Origin of the sequence: Oceanispirochaeta sp. M1 (assembly GCF_003346715.1) — a bacterium.
Taxonomy (GTDB): domain Bacteria; phylum Spirochaetota; class Spirochaetia; order DSM-2461; family DSM-2461; genus Oceanispirochaeta.
In genome coordinates, this window is sequence record NZ_QQPQ01000005.1 from 61025 (window position 1) to 81248 (window position 20224).

11 protein-coding genes are annotated in these 20224 nt (G+C 44.6%); 8 read left to right on the top strand and 3 right to left on the bottom strand.

Translation table 11 applies throughout. From position 1 onward, the window contains the following. The first annotated feature begins 44 nt into the window (after positions 1 to 44). From DV872_RS04500 to DV872_RS04520, 5 genes are all read left to right on the top strand, one after another. Complete coding sequence (locus DV872_RS04500; RefSeq protein WP_158546830.1) at positions 45 to 2819, top strand: response regulator; 2775 nt, start codon at positions 45 to 47, stop codon at positions 2817 to 2819. Beyond that, on the top strand, positions 2809 to 3612 hold the full coding sequence (locus tag DV872_RS04505; RefSeq protein ID WP_114628665.1) for a hypothetical protein: 804 nt from the start codon (positions 2809 to 2811) through the stop codon (positions 3610 to 3612). The genes DV872_RS04500 and DV872_RS04505 overlap by 11 nt, the downstream gene beginning before the upstream one ends. Further along, complete coding sequence (locus tag DV872_RS04510) at positions 3609 to 5174, top strand: response regulator (RefSeq protein ID WP_114628666.1); 1566 nt, start codon at positions 3609 to 3611, stop codon at positions 5172 to 5174. Before DV872_RS04505 ends, DV872_RS04510 begins: the two co-directional genes overlap by 4 nt. 203 nt (positions 5175 to 5377) lie before the next feature. After that, the gene (locus DV872_RS04515; RefSeq protein WP_114628667.1) at positions 5378 to 7300 is read left to right on the top strand and encodes a methyl-accepting chemotaxis protein; all 1923 of its coding nucleotides are present in this window, start codon (positions 5378 to 5380) and stop codon (positions 7298 to 7300) included. Between the two features lie 105 nt (positions 7301 to 7405). Next, positions 7406 to 8746, top strand: a complete 1341-nt coding sequence (locus DV872_RS04520; RefSeq protein WP_114628668.1) for an APC family permease — start codon at positions 7406 to 7408, stop codon at positions 8744 to 8746. Positions 8747 to 8871: 125 nt separating this feature from the next. Here the strand turns inward: DV872_RS04520 and DV872_RS04525 are convergent, their stop codons facing one another. Together DV872_RS04525 and DV872_RS04530 are read right to left on the bottom strand one after the other, a co-directional pair. Further along, on the bottom strand, positions 8872 to 9330 hold the full coding sequence (locus DV872_RS04525; RefSeq protein WP_114628669.1) for a DUF4395 domain-containing protein: 459 nt from the start codon (positions 9328 to 9330) through the stop codon (positions 8872 to 8874). A 64-nt stretch (positions 9331 to 9394) separates the two neighbouring features. After that, positions 9395 to 10594, bottom strand: a complete 1200-nt coding sequence (locus DV872_RS04530; RefSeq protein WP_114628670.1) for an NAD(P)/FAD-dependent oxidoreductase — start codon at positions 10592 to 10594, stop codon at positions 9395 to 9397. Between the two features lie 111 nt (positions 10595 to 10705). On the opposite strand from DV872_RS04530, the gene DV872_RS04535 reads away from it, so the two are divergent. After that, positions 10706 to 11251: a PadR family transcriptional regulator gene (locus tag DV872_RS04535; protein ID WP_114628671.1), complete on the top strand. Its 546-nt coding sequence runs from the start codon at positions 10706 to 10708 to the stop codon at positions 11249 to 11251. Between the two features lie 56 nt (positions 11252 to 11307). Here DV872_RS04535 and DV872_RS26480 read toward each other — a convergent pair whose 3' ends face one another. Beyond that, the gene (locus tag DV872_RS26480; protein ID WP_114628672.1) at positions 11308 to 11529 is read right to left on the bottom strand and encodes a hypothetical protein; all 222 of its coding nucleotides are present in this window, start codon (positions 11527 to 11529) and stop codon (positions 11308 to 11310) included. 168 nt (positions 11530 to 11697) lie between these two features. On the opposite strand from DV872_RS26480, the gene DV872_RS04545 reads away from it, so the two are divergent. Further along, entirely contained in the window at positions 11698 to 17190 is a 5493-nt protein-coding gene (locus DV872_RS04545; protein WP_114628673.1) for a carboxyl transferase domain-containing protein, read from the top strand. 467 nt (positions 17191 to 17657) lie between these two features. Continuing rightward, positions 17658 to 20141, top strand: a complete 2484-nt coding sequence (locus DV872_RS04550) for a CoA-disulfide reductase (RefSeq protein WP_114628674.1) — start codon at positions 17658 to 17660, stop codon at positions 20139 to 20141. Positions 20142 to 20224 lie beyond the last annotated feature (83 nt).

Below are 20224 nucleotides of genomic sequence, written 5' to 3' on the forward strand. Positions count from 1 at the left end.
AAAAAACAAACAAAAAAGAGAAATAAATGTGCTATATTTGGAAAATGAATTATAGACGAAGACTGATAACTCTATTACTTCTTTTACTCATCAGCTTTCAGCTGCAGTCACAGAACAGATCTGAAATCAATGTACGGAATGTAAAGATAGGGATCTTCTCTTTCAGCCCCATCAATTTTATTAATGATTTCGGTCACTCCGATGGCTTATACCCTTCCCTTGTTAACGGAATAACCAGGGAATCAAGATGGAAAGTAAGCTATATCGATGGAAGCTTCAGCCAGGGGCTGGAAAGACTTCAAAACGGTGAAATAGATCTGATGATGTCTGTAGCCTGGTCCGAAAGCAGAGCAGAAATCATGGACTACAGCAAAGAACCGGTCGTAGATTTATGGGGGCAGGTGTATATAAGTCCCGACAGCAATATTACAAATATCAATGATCTGCAGGGTAGAATAGTCGCAGTAATGAAAAGTGATATCACTGCTCAGAATCTTATAAAGACAGCAGAATCACTGGGAGTGTCCTTCACAGTTCATGAATACAGAGATTTTTTTGAGGCTTTTCAAGCCGTTGAAGACGGTGAGGCTCATGCAGCTGCAGCACCACAGCATTTCGGATTGCGTAATCTTTCAGCTTTCAATCTTGTGGGGAGTAATATTCTCTTCTCACCCTTTTCAATCTATTTCACAGTAAAAAAAGGCGCTAATCAGGATCTCCTGGAAGACATTGACAGGAATCTTTCAATATGGAAGAAAAACAAACAATCAATTTACTATAAAAATGTTCAATTCTGGATGACCCCCGAAGATTTGAGAGAGGAAAGAATTCCCCTGTGGATAAAGATTGTCATCTCCCTGTCACTTTTTCTGATCCTCCTTATCCTGGTAACAGGTTTTTTTATACGAAACACTCTGAAGAAAAAAATAACTCAGACCTTAAAAAAGGAGTACCGATACCGCAGCCTTGTACAAAAACTACAGGCCATTGTACTACGCCTTACTCCTGAGGGTTCTATCACAGTTGTTAATGAATATACCCTCTCTCTCCTGAATCAGAGCAGACAAACAGTCATGGAAGGCAGCGTTTTCGACCTGGGTATTCTGCCTGATGGAATAGGCAGAGATGAATTACAGAATATTGAGGCAGTTCAGCAGATAAATTTGATAAGTAAAATCAAAAATTCTGACTCGGAACAGTATTTCCAGTGGTATCTGAACAGAGTGAATACCGATGAATCTGATAATATAATCTGCATTGCTTTAAATGTAAGTGATAGAGTTGAGATAGAATCCGCCCTTCAGGAGAGTGATGAAAAATTTACTTCATTTATGAACAACATTCCGGCATTCGCTTTTATCAGTAATAAAAAAGAACAGATGATCTATGCCAATCCGGCAACACTAGCACTGCTGAAAGAACCTATAGAGAATCCAGTCTTTGAAGATTTCATAAAAGAAGAGGAAACACTAAACAGGATAAAGGAAGCTGAATCCAGGATTCTATACGAAGGTTCAGAAAAAGAGACTATAGAATTTGAAACACAGTTTCCCAGTGATAATCAGCCCAGAATTTTACATCAAATACAATTTCCAATAAATCTCTCGAAAAATGAGATATGGCTTGGAGGTTTCACTCTGGATATCACAGAAACCAGAACTATTGAAGAGCAGCTGAATCAATCCCGGAAGATGCAGGCTATCGGTGAACTGGCAGGAGGAATCGCCCACGATTTTAATAACCAGTTGGCCGGAATAATGGGGTATACCGATCTTTTGTGCCACGGAGTCACAGATGAACGGATGGAAAAATATGCAGCGAAGCTGAAAGCCTCAGTGGAAAGAGCCTCCGATGTGACCCGCCAGCTTCTCAGCTTCAGCAGAAAAGGGAAAAAGGAGAATATAGCCGTCAATATCAACAATATCATTGATGAACTTTCGAGTCTCCTTTCCCACAGCCTGAATAAACAGATACATATCCATTTCAATGAAAAAGCAGATAATTCTGTTATTCAGGGTGACCCCAACTTAATACAGAACGCCCTGCTCAACATATCCATCAATGCACGGGATGCCATGGATAATAAGGGAGATCTCTATTTTACAACACAGATTATAAATGTCGATGAAAAAATGAGTGCTCTTCAGGGTTATGTACTGACTCCGGGTCCCTACCTTAAAGTCTCTGTTGAAGATACGGGAAGCGGAATTCCAAAAGAGATAAGAGGCAAGATCTTTGAACCCTTCTTCACGACCAAAGAGGTAGGCAGGGGGACAGGAATGGGACTCTCCATGGTCTACGGAACCATGCAGGAGCATAAAGGAAATATCACCGTACAAAGTACCCAGAACAGGGGTACCGTATTCAGTCTCTATTTCCCTAAAGATGGAAGTGAAAATCAGGAACGGTCAGATGACACAGAAATTGTCGACGAGGGCGCAACATATAATATTGCAGTAGTGGATGACGAATCCATGATCAGAGAATTCCTGAATATAAGCCTAAAAGGGAAAGGTCATAAACTGGATCTATTTGAAGATGGTTCCCATTTTATTCAATCTCTTAAAGAGGAAGGAAAATCATACGATTTCGTAATACTCGATATGATAATGCCCGGGATGAACGGTATTGAATGCTATAGAGAACTTATGAAAATACATCGCAAGATCCGGGTACTTCTCTCCAGCGGATACAGCAAAAAGGATGACGTACAGGAGATAATGAAAAATTCGAATGTACTTTATATTCAGAAACCCTATAGTATAAATGAGCTGGGTAAAGCAATTCAAAAACTGATGGCAGGTTACGATGGTAGTTGAAGCTCCACAATATAATGAGAAGATAAGCAGAGAACTGAATAAGGTACTCACCCACTCCCTATTCAAAGGGGCCAGGCGTTCCTGCAGCTTTCTTCGTTATGTATGTGAAAAAACTCTTGCAGGAGAGAGCAACCAGATAAAAGAATTTTCCATCGCCGTAGATGCTTTCGGTCTTGAAATGACCTTTGATCAGCAGATTGATCCGAGAATCCGGGTTGAGGCCAAAAGACTGCGGGATAGACTCAGACAGTATTATGATGGACCAGGCTGTAAAGATCCTGTGATGATCCATATGGAAAAAGGATCTTATATCCCCTGCTTTCTGCTTCTCGATGAGGAACAGAATCAGGAAGCTCAGATACAGGAAAATGAGAAGACGGAGAAGAAGAGCGGGGAAATCGGACAGTCAGTATTAATGGATCAGCGTTTCCTGATTCAACTTGACCTACAGAGCCCTGCTGAAGAAGACACAGAGGGAATAAACCTGTTTTCCGACATTCTTACACATCAGCTCTTCAATCTGGGACAGAAAGATTCTGAGACAATTTCCCTGACTAAGCTCATAGAACTTCAAAACACAGCTTTTCCTCTGATCCTGACAATAAGACATCACAAAGTATCCGATAAAATTCATATTATCCTGAGACTGAAACTGAAGCAAAGCGGAACCCTGATCCGCATCGAAGAACTCAGTCTATCTATATCAGATCTTCAGAATGAACAGCTTGTAAAGACTACAGTACTCAGGGAAGCAGAAGGACTTCTGAAATTCTGCAGGAGTGTACAATTATGACCAAAGAAAAAGCAAAGATTCTTATTGTTGATGACAATGAAGTAATAAGAGAAGTTCTTGAGGATATACTGACCCTGGAAGAGTATGATGTAAAATGCTGCTCAAACGCTCTGGAGGGCCTTGAAGAGGGACTTAGCAATCCCCCGGATCTATTTCTATTAGATATTACAATGCCCGATATAGACGGGCTGGAACTCTGCCGCCGGTTGAAAGCCGAAGCCAAGACCGAAGCTATTCCGGTAATTTTTATCAGCGGGCTTTTGGGAATGGAAGAGAAAGTCGCAGGCTTCAAGGCAGGTGCTGTAGATTATATCACCAAACCCTTTCAGAATATTGATATACTTGTCCGTGTTGAAACTCATGTTCAGCTCAGAAAAAAAACTCTGATTCTGGAGTCAATGAATGAATGGCTTGAGGAGAAGGTTGAACAGAGAACAAGAGAACTCAGACTGGCCAAGGAATTTGCCGAAAAAGCAAATAATGCAAAATCTGAGTTCCTGGCAAATATCAATCATGAAATAAGAACCCCTCTCAATGGTGTACTAGGCATGTTGAAGCTGATGAAACATCAGGAAATGAATGATGATCTGGAGATGTATCACAATCTTGCCGATTTTTCAGCCCGTCATCTTTCAGCAGTCTTCTCAGATATACTGGACTACACACAGCTGGATTCGGACTCTATGAAGTTCAACTATGATTCACTGGATATTCCAAATATTGTTGAAAATGTCTGCCGTCTGCAGAAAGAGTATGCCGAGGCCAAAGGACTGGAACTGAGCTGGGAGCTTCCTGATAGTGACAGGAGATTTGTCACAGATGAGGTGAGACTCGTACAGATTCTGACAAACCTGATAGGCAATGCCGTAAAGTACTCCAATAAGGGAAAGATTAACGTCCGCTGCAGAATCTCTGACACCCTGGAAATTGAAGTGGAAGATACGGGTATTGGAATACCCGCAGGAAGGACGGAGGAGATCTTCACACCCTTTCTGCAGCTGGAATCACCATACACCAAAGTACACAGTGGAACAGGACTGGGTCTGGCCATCAGCAGAAATCTCTGTCAGGCCATGGATGGTTCAATAGCTGTCCGTTCAGAACCGGGAAAGGGCAGCTGTTTCAGCCTGACCCTGCCGGAGCACAAGGCCCGTTTCCCCCGTCCTTCACGCCTGGACAGTCCGGCAGAAAAGAACAAACTCAAGATACTGGTTGTGGAGGATAACACGATAAACCTTTTCCTCCTGGAAAATATTCTTGAATCGGCAGGATGGGAAGTTTTTCAGGCGGTAAATGGAGAGGAAGCCATTGAAGAGCTCGAACTGTCAGAACCTGATATTGTTCTGCTGGATATGGGACTCCCCAAGAAAAGCGGTCTGGAAGTGATGAAGGAAATACGAAAAAGAGATAAATTCAGAAATTTGCCTGTTATCGCAGTGACAGCCTACTCACATAAAGATGATCTGGAACGTTTCGAAAAAGCCGGAATCAATGCCGTAATAACCAAGCCTATAGCAGAAGATGTGCTTCTGGACACCATAATGCTTCATACCCGTGCCTGAAATGTAACCATTACACCTTATTATAAACTTCTCATCATTACTGAACAGCGATACTAAAGGTTCCTATATTTTACGATTGTTTCACAGAAACATTAACTAATCAGAATTTACTATTACATTTGAATATTATGTTCTGATGACCTATAATAAATGTTAATAAAGGTTTATTTTTTAACAGAAATTCTAACAATAGGAGATGGGTTGTGAAAGGTTGGAAAGATATAAAAATAATGGGAAAACTGCTAATAGGTTTTGGAACTGTAATGTTTCTTCTTATTATTGTCTCTGTATGGACCTTTATCGGAATATCCCAAATTGTTGAAAATGCTAAAGAAGTAATATTGGGAAACCAGCTCAACGGGAATCTTGCACAGCAAGAAGTCGATCACCTTAACTGGGCCAATGATGTCAACCGTCTCCTCACTGATGATGAAGTCACTGAAGTAAATGTCCAACTGGATGATCACCAGTGTGCCTTTGGAAAATGGCTCTATGGTCCCGAACGTGAAGCTGCAGAGACCCTGATGCCGACTCTTGCCCCCCTTTTTAAATCAATTGAAGAACCCCATATGCACCTCCATGAATCTGCTTCAGAAATACAGGATGTATTCGTCCAGGCTGATAATCAGCTTCCTGCTGAAATCAGTCGGAGAGAAATTGAACACCTCTACTGGGCCTCATCAATAAGAGACAGTCTTCTCATGGGAGAAAAAAGATTATCTGTTGAACTGAATCCAGATAACTGTAGTCTGGGCCGCTGGGTAACATCCCCCGAAGGACAGAATCTATATAACAGCAAAAACTCCGAATTCCAGGCTATCTGGGATGAGATGCTTAAGGATCATAGAGCACTTCACGAATCTGCTGCCGAGCTGAATACTATGATGAGCGGCAATCAGAGCCGAAGCCGGGCATTTTTCAGCAGTTCAGTTCTCCCCCATCTTTACAGCACTATAGGGGGACTTGATGATCTGAAAGAGATTGCCGAAGAGGATATACGCCAGATGGGAAAAGCCTTTAATATATACAGCCGGAAAACCAGCCCTGCCCTCTTTAAAGTACAGAAACTCCTGAATGAAATAAGGGGCGGTGCCGCCGCCATGATCATGACTGATGCTCAGATGCTGGAAGCCGCACAACGTACCAGACTGCTGATACTGATAATCAGTGCAATAGCTGTTATAACTGCAATTCTTCTTGCACTGATCATTTCCAAAGGTATAACCAATGCCATGACAAAGGGTATCAAATTTGCCGTCAGCCTCTCAGAGGGAGATCTCACAGCCACCATAGATATGGACCAGAAAGATGAAGTCGGACAGCTGGCCGAAGCCCTTAAGGAGATGCGGAACAGTCTGAACCATATTGTAACCCAGGTACTGATCAGTTCCAGCAATGTCAGTGCCGGCTGTCAACAGCTCAGTTCTACTTCCCAGCAGCTCTCACAGGGAGCCACAGAACAGGCGGCATCTGCTGAAGAAGTATCCTCCTCCATGGAAAAGATGATGTCCAACATTGAACAGTCTTCAGAGAATGCACATAAAACCGAACAGATCTCACAAAAGGCAGCCATTCAGATTGAAGATAGCGGTCAGGCTGTTATGAAGACTGTAGAAGCCATGAAAAATATTGCAGAAAAAATATCTATTATTCAGAATATTGCAAGTCAGACCAATATGCTCAGCCTAAATGCAGCCATCGAAGCTGCCAGAGCAGGAGAACAGGGTAAAGGTTTTGCCGTTGTAGCCGCAGAAGTGGGAAAACTAGCTGCAAGCAGTAAAAAAGCCGCAGAGGAGATATCGGAGCTCACTTTCAGCAGTGTATCCCAGGCGAACAGCAGCGGTGAACTGATGCAGGAGCTTGTACCTCAGATTAAAAACACAGCCAGTCTGATACAGGAAATATCCTCATCCAATAAGGAACAGCGCATCGGTGCTGAGCAGATATCCCTTGCTGTAACCCAGCTTGATACGGTTGTACAGCAGAATGCCTCTGCTGCTGAAGAATCTGCGGCCATGGCGGAAGAACTGTCATCTCAGGCAAGCCATCTGTCACAGCTTATCACTTTCTTCAAACTGGATGAGCAGGCCGGTTTAAACCCCGGAGGGACAAAACTTCTGGAATAAGACTGAGAAACGAGGGGCAGATATCAGACAAGAGAATACCTCTATTGCCAATATCGGGATCATACGTTACCTTTTTCACGATACTCGCTTACTAAGGATAACTGTATGAATGAAATTTCGGGAGATTCCATCCCAAAAAGATACGGATTCTGGACCGCCTCCGCCATGGTTGTGGGGATCACCATCGGCTCAGGAGTTTTTTTTAAGGCCGATGATGTCCTCTCCGCTGCCGGCGGCAGGCTGCCCATGGCACTCCTGGCCTGGCTCATAGGCGGATCAATCATGGTTATTACAGCCTATGTATTTTCCCGCATAGCTTCTCAGATTGAGAAAGTCAACGGCATGGTGGATTATTTCGAAGCCGCTTACGGTGAGAACGCAGCCTATCTTGTTGCCTGGTTTATGACTTTTATCTACTACCCGGCTCTCGTTGCCGTTCTATCCTGGGTTTCTGCCAATTATACGGTAGCCCTTATGGGTTGGGAACAGGGTCTATGGGGGCTGGCTCTTATTTATATGCTCCTGTTTTTCCTCCTGAGTATTCTCTCTCCTATGCTGGCAGGACGATGGCAGGTGAGTGCAACAATTATCAAACTGATTCCCCTGGCTCTTATCGGTATTACAGGTACCATCGGGGGGCTCATCAGCGGACAGACCTTTGACAGTTTTACAAGAACCGCGGGAACCCTGGCTGCAGATGGCGGAGGTCTGGCCCTGGCAACAGTATCAACTGCCTTTGCCTATGAGGGATGGATCATAGCCACCTCCATCAATGCTGAAATAAGGGATGCAAAAAAAACCCTTCCCCGGGCCCTTGTCACAGGTACAATAGCAATAATGCTGATCTATATGTTTTATTACATGGGTATTTCAGGAGTATTATCCAATGAAGCCATACTCCAGGCGGGAGACAATGCCCCTGTGCTGGTAATCTCAAAGATTTTCGGAAATATAGGAGGCTCTCTGCTGACAGCCTTTGTAGTTATTTCCTGTCTGGGAACTCTTAACGGACTTATCATGGCATCCGCGAGAGGAATGTACTCCATTGCAGCCAGAAACAGAGGGCCCGGAGTGAAGTTCTTCAGCAGCATCAACAGCAAAACAGGATCTACCCTTAATTCCGCTCTGGCCGGTCTTGCAATCTCCCTCTTCTGGCTGATGATCTGGTATGGGAATTTTCATGGCTGGTGGGGAGGATTTATGGATATTTCCGAACTGCCCATAGTATTCCTCTACTCTATCTATATATCTCTTTATGTCTGGTATATACGCCATTTCAAGGAGTTCTCACTCTTTCAGCGCTATGTTGCACCCACACTGGCGGGAATCGGCTCTGTCTACATAGTTATCGGTGGACTGAAAAAAGATATGGTTATTCCTTTTCTGATTCTTTCGTTATTTATCTTCGCAGCAGCCCTTATTCTTGATATCAAGAGGAAAAAATAGCCTTCAATAAAGAATTTATTGAACCCACTATTAATGCCATCGGGGACATGACGCCATCCGCTGAATCCTGATCTGAAAAATATAAAAACAGTCCCCCGGCTTAAAGCCTGCAGGACTGTTTTTAATTAATAGGCACAGTCGCTGCAGTACTTTGTGGGTATCCACCCTTTATGCATCAGAAAACCGAAGATTTTACATCCGGCACAAAAGTCGAAACCAGACTCAAGAAAAGAAAAGAGTCCAAGAACAGCAATAAATACCAGGGATGAGTCAGTCAAAGAGACAATTGATAGGATTAATGCTGTCAAAGAGAGTATCAGTCCTATAAGGGCTGCAAATCTTTTTGGTGCAAAGAATATTGGGCGATTTTTCAGGCCGAAAACTTTGCTGATAAGAATGGCAGTCTCTGCAAGCAAGCTGAATCGTGGGTATCCCGATGCTCTGATTGCAAAATCAATTGCCAGAAATGCAGGAATAAGAGCCCAGTCAGTCAGAATATATAACAGGGACAGGAGGAATACCTGGCCTCCAACCAGCCGTACAACGGTCGAATTTACTTTTTTTGGTATACTTATAGTTTTCATATACTAGTATTATGATAGTATTACTAGTATATGTCAATATTCATTCATCACACTGCCAATGATTTCATATAAAAGAAGAGGCCAGTGATTCCGCCGGCATCCCCTGATGTATCCCCTTTTCCAGGATTTTTGAATCATCTTTACTGAGACCTTCCATCAAAGCGGCAACACTACGTCCTTCCCTCTCAAAAATCTTAAGGTAGCCTCTCTTATCATCAAAGAACACAGTACTCTTATCATCTTCATTTACATCCGGCAGAGCCATTGAAAAGTAAAATTTGCCGAAGGGCTCACATTTAAGTCTGGTTGGAATATTCTCAATTTTCTGAGATTCACCACTCATATTCATCCCTGCGGTTCTGCCCTGATATTCCGCCCAGTGCCATAACCCCCGAGGCCATCCGGAAGGAACCTCAACCGCATCCCCTGCAGCATAAATATCCTGAATACGGGTTTGAAGAGAGGTATCACAGGCTATCCCTTTTTTGCCGTATATCCCGAGGGCTTCCGCCAGTGCCGGATTTCCCCTGATTCCTGTAGAGGCGAGTACAATATCAACCTCAAGGACCTCTCCGGGACTATGTACCCGGTAATGATCCCCCTCCTTTGTGATATTACTGACATCCCGGCTAAAGCTGCAGTGAACACCTTCGGATTTAAATAGACTCAGGAGTTTTCCAGACAGCCTCTGGTTCAGCCATCGCTGCATCAGACGACTGTCCCGGCCGGTCAGATGAACCTCCAGCCCCATCTTCCTGCATTGTTCGGCGATTTCAACACCTTCAACACCCTGCCCGATCACTGCAACCCGCCTGCAACTCAGCAGCTCGGCTCTGAGAATCTCAGTATCTGCAGCGGATCTCAGATGCTTAACAAACTCTCTTCCAGGTATGTCCACCTGAAAAGGGATGGCCCCTGTCGCTATAAGGAGCTTTCCCCAGACTGCGGTTCTACCGTCAGAACAGATCAGTTCATGCTTTTCCTTATCAATCTCAAGGACCCGGGTATTATTCCACAGCTCGATAGAATTATCTGAATACCACCCTTCATCTTTGAGGGAAAAATCATCGGGTGAAAAGCCTGAGGCCAGTTTTTTAGTCAACTGAGTTCTCTTATAAGGGAGTCTGTCTTCTCCGTTGATAAGGAGTATAGATGCTTCAGGAGCCCTTTCCCGCAGAGTCTCTACAGCAGTCAGTCCGGCCTTACATGCCCCTATCACCGCATAATCATATTTCATTGTTTTTGATCCAGTTATTTTACTCATGGATTTCAATTTTAAAATTTTCCTGAAGTGAATACCAGTTTTTCATTGACAGATATAATAACATAGGTTATTAATAACATAGTAACGACAGAGCTAAACAGGAGAACACATATGTCCATAGAATTAACCATACTGGGATTTCTCAGCTGGAACCCTCAAAGCGGATACGACCTGAAAAAGTGTTTTAACGGAGTGGATTTCATTCCCTGGTCCGGCAACAACAACCAGATATACAGAACCCTGATACGCCTCCACTCTGAAGGGCTTGTGATCTCAACTCTGGAACAGCCGAAGAGCGGCCCGGCAAAAAAGATATACAGTCTGACAGACAAAGGTTATACAGCACTGAAAACAGAACTGCTGGCACTGCCTGAACTGGAACAGGTAAAGAATACCTTTCTTGTACAACTGGCATTCACAGAAATACTGGAAACAAGACTGATTCTGCAGCTGCTGCAGGAATATGGAAATCTAATATCAGAAAGAGAAGTCATTCTGAGGGAGGAATTCCGCAGAAAAAAGGGCTTCCCCGAGCGCTCAGAACGGGAAAGACTGATATGGAAAAGCATCACAACCAGACGCTTAAAGGCTCTGAAAGAGGAAAAACTCTGGGCATCGGAACTAAAAACCACTTTGGAGGAGAGGTTCAATGAATAAGGTTAATCTGGGGGACAGTCTCTGGGAGCCTGGGCATCTCTTCGATTTGCGATGGATCATCTCCAAAAAGTAAAGACTGTTTTACTTATAAGTCCTTCAGGTCTGGCTGCTGTCAGAGGAGGATATCTCTTTAGACTGCTGTTCTCCCTGATAAAAGGAGACAGAGGCATCAAATCCCTGATCCGGAAGATGCACAACTCAATACCGGAAAAAGCGCTGACCGGCTGAAAAGACTCATCCCCGAAGCAGGGTGTATAATCTATCCGGAGGGAGGACATGCCCTGACATCCTGGATCAAAGACTTTTCAGTCTTTGATTGTTAGGTTATTGACAAATCTCCAAATATTGTCAAAATAAAGATTGGATAAAGAGTCCCACTACATAGATTATAGGGACTCTACGGCAGACTCGGACAGTCTGCCCTTATCAGAACCAAAGGACGGTATATGCAGAAGGTTATCCTTAAAGACAATGCACGAATCGGAATTATCAACAGAGGCGAAGCAGCCCTGCGTTTTATCAGGGCGGTTAGAGAGTACAACTCACTCCACGGAACAGAACTGACAACAGTAGCATTCTATATAGAAGCTGAAGAGGAAGCACCCTTTGTCAAAATGGCGGATGATGTACTCCTCCTTTCAGATCTGCCCGATTTTCCGGGTAAACAGAAATCGCCCTACCTTGATCATGAACTGATGATTCAGGGTATTCAGACAAAAAATTGTGATTCAATCTGGGTCGGCTGGGGATTCGTCTCCGAAGACGCACCCTTTATCGAAAAAATTGAGGCCCTGAATATCTCATTTATGGGTCCCTCCAGCGAGGCGATGGCTCTTCTGGGTGACAAGATCCAGGCAAAAGATCTGGCCGAAACAGCGGATGTACCCATCCTCCCCTGGAGCCGCAGAGCCGTAAAGGATATTGATGATGCTGAAAAAATCTCCCTTGAGATCGGTTATCCTGTAATAGTAAAGGCTTCAAATGCCGGAGGCGGCCGGGGTATCCGTTTTGTCAGAACCCCCGAAGAACTGGCATCCCAGTTCAAGTCGGCACAGGAAGAGACAATTCGTATAACCGGAAATGATATTGTATTTATAGAAGCTCTCGTAGTGAGAGGAAGACATCTTGAAGTTCAGTGTCTGGCTGACAGCCACGGCATAGTTAATACATTTGGAGTCAGAGACTGTTCGGTTCAGAGAAAAAACCAGAAAATAATAGAAGAGACTCCCCCCGTCGGACTCCCCTCAGAAGTTCTTAAAGAGATGGAAGAGGCCGCTCAGAGACTTATCAGGGCGGCAGACTATGTGGGTGCCGGTACGGTGGAGTACCTCTATGATCTGAACCGTAATGAATACTACTTCATGGAAGTAAATACACGTCTTCAGGTGGAACATCCCATTACAGAAACACTCTACTCTGTAGACCTCGTAAAGGGACAGATTGATGTGGCCAGGGGAAAGACAGTAGACCTGAGAGACAGAAAGCCTAACGGCGCTGTGGTCGAAGTGCGTCTGAATGCAGAAGATCCCGACAGGGATTTCAGCCCCGCTCCGGGACATGTAAAACTCTTTAAAGCTCCTTCAGGCCCCGGTATACGTGTGGACTCGGGAATTGAGGAAGGAAGTGAAATCCCCTCGGATTTTGACTCAATGGTTGCCAAGATCATTGCCCATGCCCCCACCCGCCCCGAAGCACTGGCCAGACTTGAACAGGCTCTTCACTCCCTGCGGATAAATATCCACAACGGAACCACAAACAGGGCCTTCCTTCTGGAACTGCTCAATATGAAGGAGATCAAGGAAGGCGGAGTTCATACCGGTTTTGTTGAGACACTTCTGGAAGACCGCATTGTAATATGTGAAGATAAAAATACACGAGCCGCACTCCTGGCAGGTGCCGTTGAACTCTATAATGAGCAGTTCAACACGGACTACCTGAATTTTGAAGAAGAGATCAACCGCATAGGCCGCCCCAGGACCCTGGCCGGAGCCAAAGGATATGATATAACCCTCTCCAACAGAGGAAACAGCTATAAATTCAAGGTCCGGAGTGTGGATAACGACAGGTACCACATTCAGTATGAAGGACAGGAAATCATCTGCAGCTACCGAAAAGGAAAACAGGAATCCCTGCTTATCTACAGAGGAAAGCGCTACAACATCCTGATGGTGAACAGAGCGGATATGCTTCAGTGCGAAGTGGATGGATATCCCGTCATGCTGGAAAGTGACTCCGGTGGTTATGTAAAATCACCCTCCCCTTCCATCGTTCTCTCTCTGCAGTGCAAAGAAGGGGATAAGGTTAAAAAAGGTGATGTTCTCGTTGTCCTTGAAGCCATGAAAATGGAAATGCTTGTTGAATCTCCGGGAGACGGAATCGTCAGTGAGATCTGTATTACAGACGGTGCCCAGATAACAGCGGGTCAGCCTCTGGTTCTTCTTGATATAAAAGAACAGAGTGAAGAAGAGGAAGAGAGCAGCTGTGAAGCCGTCAGCTTCCCCGTATGTGAAGAATCTGTTGATGAAAAGACAAATAGACTCCTTACCGAACTGGATGCCCTTTTCAGAGGTTATGACTACAGTGGTTCTATTGATGCAGCCTATGAAAATATTGTCTGTCACCTGGAAGAAAATCCTTCTCAGATGGAAAGGGTAATTGATCCTATAGTCAGGATTATCGGCAGCTTCAACGCCGTTGAAAAACTGTTTACCACAATTGAAATCAGCTCCGAAAGCTTTGCCCGTCCTGTTAGCTATCAGGAGATGCTGACCCATTACTTTCTCAGACACGATGATAAAAAGAAGGGTCTTCCCGAAGAATTTATCAAAGACCTTGAGAACTGTACTGCCTACTACCATAAGGATGATGCATCCAAAGATGAGAGCAATAGAGCCCTGTACAGGATTTTTCAATCCCATAACAAACTCAACAGCAAACTGGATGTTCTGAAAAATATACTCTTCTCTCTTCAGGATCTGAAGATTCCTCAGGAAAAACTTAGCGAACTGTCTGCATTGGTCAGTGCTATCGTTGAACTGACACAAACTAAAGATCCCTCTACCGCCGATGCCGCCCTCTATGCCAGGTATAAGATTATCGATGCCCATACCGTGACAAAGATGAGGGAAAAGCAGAGTCAGGCCATCGAGAGAATGCTTGCTGAGATGACAGAGACCGGAGCTTCAAAAAAGAAGATATCCGAAGATATGCGAACCATAATCGATTCATCCGCGGAGATAAAAGATCTTCTATGTAAACAGGCCCTGAGCTCTGATGAGAAGAGAAAAGCCCTGGGAGTAGAATCCTTGGGACGCAGGATGAACAGAGACAGAGAGTTCATAACCGGCCGGCTTCTGCAGAATGAACACTACAATGCCTATTACTGTGAGAGTAGAAACCTGGATCATGACCTGATTCATAAAAATATAACCACTGTCATCAGGGAAGAGGACCTCAGACTGAGCGTTGTAGAAGATCTTACTGATCTCTGCGGAGAAGAGGGAATCAAGATCAATTGTTTGATCATCTCTGATAAGGAAGCTGATATTGTCTACCTCAACAAGGCTCCCTGGAAGCTGGACCAGAGAGTAAAAGCTCTTCGCATAGGATGGTTATGTCCCGGGGAACCCAAGTTCTATAGAAGCTACGACAACAATGGCACAAGCTGGGAAGAGAATGTTCTGTATAGAGGATTCAGTCCCCTTGAGTTCAGAGAACTCAGAGTCATCCGCTTCAGCAATTTTGATAACAAAATTCTATACAAATCCGATACAGTGACTCTTCTGGAGTCCGTCGAAAAGAACAATCCCAAGGATAAGAGACTCTTTGCACTGGGAAGCTTTTCTGATCCTAAACCGGAATGGGAAGATAAGAGCATCAGCCGTATGATCATGTTCGAATCGGTCTTTATGGACTGTGTATTCGCAATGAGATCGGTTCAGGCACGTTACAAATTCCGTCTTCAGTGGAACAGAATTATCCTGCATAACAGATCTCTACAGAATCTCAAACTGATGCAGATGCAGGATTATGGAAAGAAGATTATTCCCCTGACTCATGACCTGGGTCTGGAAAAAGTAGTTGTCTATACAAGACGTAAACGTTGGAGTGAAGATGCTGTAAGAGAGCTGGAACTGAATATTTCCAATATCTCACAGGATCAGTTCACCATGCGTTCCAGAAAACCCCAGGATTCTCCTCTGCTGACTCAGAACAACTATACCAGCAAGGTAGTCCGGGCCCGTCAGAGGAATATGGTTTATCCCTATGAGTTTATCAGAATGATTACCTATGCCGGACTGCCCCTCTACAAAGGATTCCCCAGAGGTGATTTTGAAGAGTTTGATATAGAGGTTGATAAAGAGGGCTCTCAGAAAGTTGTTTCAGTTAAAAAAAGGGAGTACGGAGAGAACAAATCGAATGTTGTATTCGGTCTTATCCGCCACCCTCACCCCAATCAGAAGGCACAGCTTGAACGTGTTATCATACTCTCTGATCCCACAAAAGACCTGGGATCTCTGGCAGAACCTGAGTGCCGCCGTGTAATTGGAGCCCTGGATCTGGCAGAAGAGAGACAGATTCCCGTTGAATGGCTGCCCATTTCATCGGGTGCAAAAATTGACATGGAAACAGGTACTGAGAATCTGGACTGGACGGCATCAGCTCTGCAGCGGATAATCCATTTCACTCAGGCGGGGGGTGAGATAAACATCATCGTTCCCGGGGTCAATGTGGGTGCTCAGTCCTACTGGAATGCCGAAGCCACCATGCTGATGCATACAAAAGGTCTACTGATCATGACCGACGATGCCTCCCTCCTCCTTACAGGAAAGAGGGCTCTGGACTTTTCCGGTTCCGTATCGGGAGAGACAAATCTTGATATTGGCGGTGCCGAAAAAATCATGGGTCCCAACGGGCAGTCCCAGATCAGGGCACGCAACCTTGCAGAAGCCTATGAAATACTTCTGGATCACTACGGATATACCTACAGGGTTGCCGGAGAGACTTATCCTCCCCGTATGGAAACTTACGACCCCATAGACAGGGATGTAACAAAAGAGAGCTATAACGACTTCCTGGATCAGGGATTCAAGACAATCGGTGATATATTCAGTCATGAAAAAAATCCCGAAAGAAAGAAACCCTTCGATATACGTCAGGTTATGAAATCGGTTATCGACAGAGATGCCGGTTACTTCGAACGTTGGCAGAGAATGAAGGATGCTGACACCTCTATCATCTGGGAAACCAGAGTGGGAGGAATAGCAACAGGTATGATAGGTATAGAGAGCCGCCCCCTTAACAGAATGGGTGCGATCCCCCATGACGGACCCGAGATGTGGACCGGCGGAACCCTCTTCCCCCAGTCGTCCAAAAAGGTCGCCAGGGGTATAAATGCCTTCTCAGGAAGGATACCCCTAATTATCATGGCTAACCTTTCAGGATTCGACGGTTCTCCCGAGAGTCTGAGAAACCTGCAGCTGGAATACGGGGCGGAGATCGGAAGAGCCATCGTCAACTTCAAGGGACCCATAGCCTTCCTGGTTGTTGCACGCTACCACGGCGGAGCCTATGTGGTATTCTCTAAATCCCTGAACCCCAATCTCAGAGCCGCGGCTCTGGAAGGCTCATTTGCCTCGGTTCTGGGTGGAGCACCTGCAGCGGCAGTAGTATTCCCCCGGGAAGTGCAGAAGGAGACATACTCTGACAAGAGAATCACCTCAATGCTGGACTGTCTGAACAAGGGAAGCTGTTCCCAGAAGGAATACGATGAACTTGTAGGGAAGGTCTACAATGAAAAACAGACTGCTCTTGGTCAGAAGTTTGATCAGATCCACTCTGTAAACAGGGCAAAGGAAGTTGGTTCAATCGACGATATTGTCAAATCAAATGAAATTCGTCCTTATCTCATAAAGACGATAGAGAACGGAATGAAATAATTATTCCGGGAACGGTTCATCCCTTAAAATGCCGTTCCCGGTTTTTTCTGTCAAAATAAACGTAAAAATACACAAATTCGCCAATCCCCTTCAAAAGAACTCCATCTTTTTCTTAATTTCATGAAAGAAGAATGAAATCTCAATAATCATCAACTATAATTTTTTATAGATTAACCCTTTCTCCTTCGATTTATCAGCTTAGAGCTCATTCTTAGCATTTAGGAATAATCGCTTTAAAATTATTGATAAAAAATAATCGAAACCTATTGATCAGTATTAATGTATATAGTATTTTATATATTGATTAAAATATATCTATAATTTTAGAACGAATACAAAACAGGCCCTCAGGCCTCAACATAGGAAATACAGGGACTGCAAATCAGTTCCTGTAGAATAGGCCCTTAGGACTTAACAATAAACATGCAGGAATTGCTAATCAGTTTCTGTAGAATAGGAGACAATATATGAAAGTACTGATAATCGGTGGTGTTGCAGGGGGAGCTACTACGGCGGCCCGTCTCAGACGCCTGGACGAAAAAGCCGAAATAACTATCTTTGAGCGTGGAGCCTATATCTCCTACGCCAACTGCGGTCTTCCCTACTACATCGGAGGAACCATTGCCGAAAGAGATAGACTCTTTGTGCAGACTCCCGAAAGCTTCTCCGAGCTTCTTAATGTAAATGTAAAAGTAAGACATGATGTTATCGCCATTAACAAAGAGCGTAATACAATCACCGTAAAGAACCTTGATACCCAGGAGATCAATGAAGAAGCCTACGATAAGCTTGTCCTCTCTCCCGGAGCAGAACCTCTGAGACCCGGAATCCCCGGAATAGATTCAGAGAAGATATTCACTCTCAGAAATGTTCCCGACACAGATAAGATCAAGTCTTTTATTGAAAATAATAAACCCAAAAGAGCCGTAATTATCGGCGCAGGTTTCATCGGCCTGGAAATGGCGGAAAACCTCCACCAGCTGGGTATCTTTGTTACAATCGTTGAAGCTGCCGAACAGGTAATGAATATTCTGGACTATGAAATGGCCGCGGAAGTGCACCAGCACCTCAAGGTTAAGGGTGTGGAGTTCTATCTTAAAGACGGTGTCTCCTCATTTACAGAAAAAGACGGCGGTGTTCATATCGCCCTGCAGAGCGGCCGAGTTATCGAAGCAGACCTGATAATCCTGTCTATCGGTGTCAGGCCCGATGTCAAACTGGCAGCGGATGCAGGACTTGAAATTGGAAGCACCGGTGGTATTAAAATCAATAAAAATCTCCTGACCAATGATGAAAACATCTATGCTCTGGGAGATGCGACAGAGTATCCCAACCCCATTACAGGAGATCCTTTAAGAGTTCCCCTGGCAGGCCCCGCAAATAAACAGGGTAGAATGGTTGCGGACAACATAATAGAAGGCAATAAGAGAGAGTACAGAGGAACCATTGGAACAGGAATCGCCAAGGTTTTTGACCTGACTGTTGCCTCAACAGGGCTCTCTGAAAAACAGCTGGCCCGGATGGGTAAGGTAAAAGGTAAAGACTACAGATCTCTTGTAATCCATGCCACAAGTCATGCCGGATACTATCCCGATGCAGATCCTATGACCATCAAGACCATTTTCAATGATGACCGTAAACTTCTGGGCGCCCAGATTGTCGGTTACAGCGGTGTTGATAAGAGAATCGATCTCTTTGCTGTCATACTCGGCCACGCCGGAACTATTGATGATCTGCAGGAAATTGAACATGCCTACGCACCTCCCTTCTCATCTGCAAAAGATCCAATCAATATTGCCGGTTTCGTAGCTGAAAATATCCTGAACGGCTCATCCCGCCATCTGTGCTGGAATGAACTGAGGGATCTCAATAAGGAAGATCTATTTGCTATCGATGTCCGTACGGAAGATGAATTCGGTATCGACACCCTTGACGGCGCAGTGAACATTCCACTTCCCACGATTCGCAGCCGTATGACCGAAATCCCCAAAGACAAAAAGATCGTTGTTTTCTGCGGTGTCGGCAAGAGAGCCTATATGGCTGAACGTATTCTCCGTCAGAACGGCTTTGATGATGTGTACAATCTCTCTGGAGGTTTGAAAACCTACGAACTTTCCACACAGCAGCAGAGCAACGAAGACATCTTCGAAAAAGACTTTATCGGTCATGATGATAATATCTATCAGGCCGATCCCAATGCCCATAAGGAAGAGGGTCCCATTAAAACCATCCAGGTTGATGCCTGCGGTCTTCAGTGCCCCGGTCCTGTCCTTAAGCTGAAACAAGAGATGGATATTCTGAAACCAGGTGAAATGATTCAGGAAACTGCCACAGATCCCGGTTTTGCCAAGGATGTATACGCCTGGGCCAAGATGACCGGAAACTCTGTTGTCTCAGTTGAACAGAACGGCCCCAAGGTTGTTGCTGTCATCAAAAAAGGCGGTGCTCCCAAGGCTGCAAGTATGGGCCGTGGACCTCAGGATGGAACCAGTCTGATTATGTTCTCTGATGATATGGATAAGGCTCTGGCCACCATGGTCATCGCCAACGGTGCAATTTCCGCAGGTAAGAATGTAACTATATTTTTCACATTCTGGGGACTATCCTTCCTGAAAAAACATACAAAAACCAAGGGTGTCAAAAAAGACTTTATGGGTAAAATGTTCGGCATGATGCTCCCTGATCACAGCGGAAAACTTGGCCTCTCCAAGATGAATATGGGAGGCATGGGAGCCTGGATGATGAAGAAAAGAATGAAGGCTCTCGGCATCGACAGTATAGAAGAGATGCTGGCATCAGCAATGAAAAACGGCATCCGCCTTGTAGCCTGCCAGATGTCCATGGATGTTATGGGTATTCAGGAAGAGGAACTGATGGAAGGTGTAGAGATCGGAGGAGTAGCCTCCTTCCTTGGTGCCGCCGATGATTCCCAGAGCAATATGTTTATCTAGTTGTATCTGATTACTTAATCTTATATTCGAGGGCTGTCTTCCTTTTCGGTGGCAGCCCTTATTTGATTAATCAGAACCACCAC

Coding starts and splice junctions, on each gene's coding strand:
- DV872_RS04500 (WP_158546830.1), top strand. CDS start 45: ATGAATTATAGACGAAGACTGATAACTCTATTACTTCTTTTACTCATC.
- DV872_RS04505 (WP_114628665.1), top strand. CDS start 2,809: ATGGTAGTTGAAGCTCCACAATATAATGAGAAGATAAGCAGAGAACTG.
- DV872_RS04510 (WP_114628666.1), top strand. CDS start 3,609: ATGACCAAAGAAAAAGCAAAGATTCTTATTGTTGATGACAATGAAGTA.
- DV872_RS04520 (WP_114628668.1), top strand. CDS start 7,406: ATGAATGAAATTTCGGGAGATTCCATCCCAAAAAGATACGGATTCTGG.
- DV872_RS04525 (WP_114628669.1), bottom strand. CDS start 9,330: ATGAAAACTATAAGTATACCAAAAAAAGTAAATTCGACCGTTGTACGG.
- DV872_RS04530 (WP_114628670.1), bottom strand. CDS start 10,594: ATGAGTAAAATAACTGGATCAAAAACAATGAAATATGATTATGCGGTG.
- DV872_RS04535 (WP_114628671.1), top strand. CDS start 10,706: ATGTCCATAGAATTAACCATACTGGGATTTCTCAGCTGGAACCCTCAA.
- DV872_RS26480 (WP_114628672.1), bottom strand. CDS start 11,529: ATGTCCTCCCTCCGGATAGATTATACACCCTGCTTCGGGGATGAGTCT.
- DV872_RS04545 (WP_114628673.1), top strand. CDS start 11,698: ATGCAGAAGGTTATCCTTAAAGACAATGCACGAATCGGAATTATCAAC.
- DV872_RS04550 (WP_114628674.1), top strand. CDS start 17,658: ATGAAAGTACTGATAATCGGTGGTGTTGCAGGGGGAGCTACTACGGCG.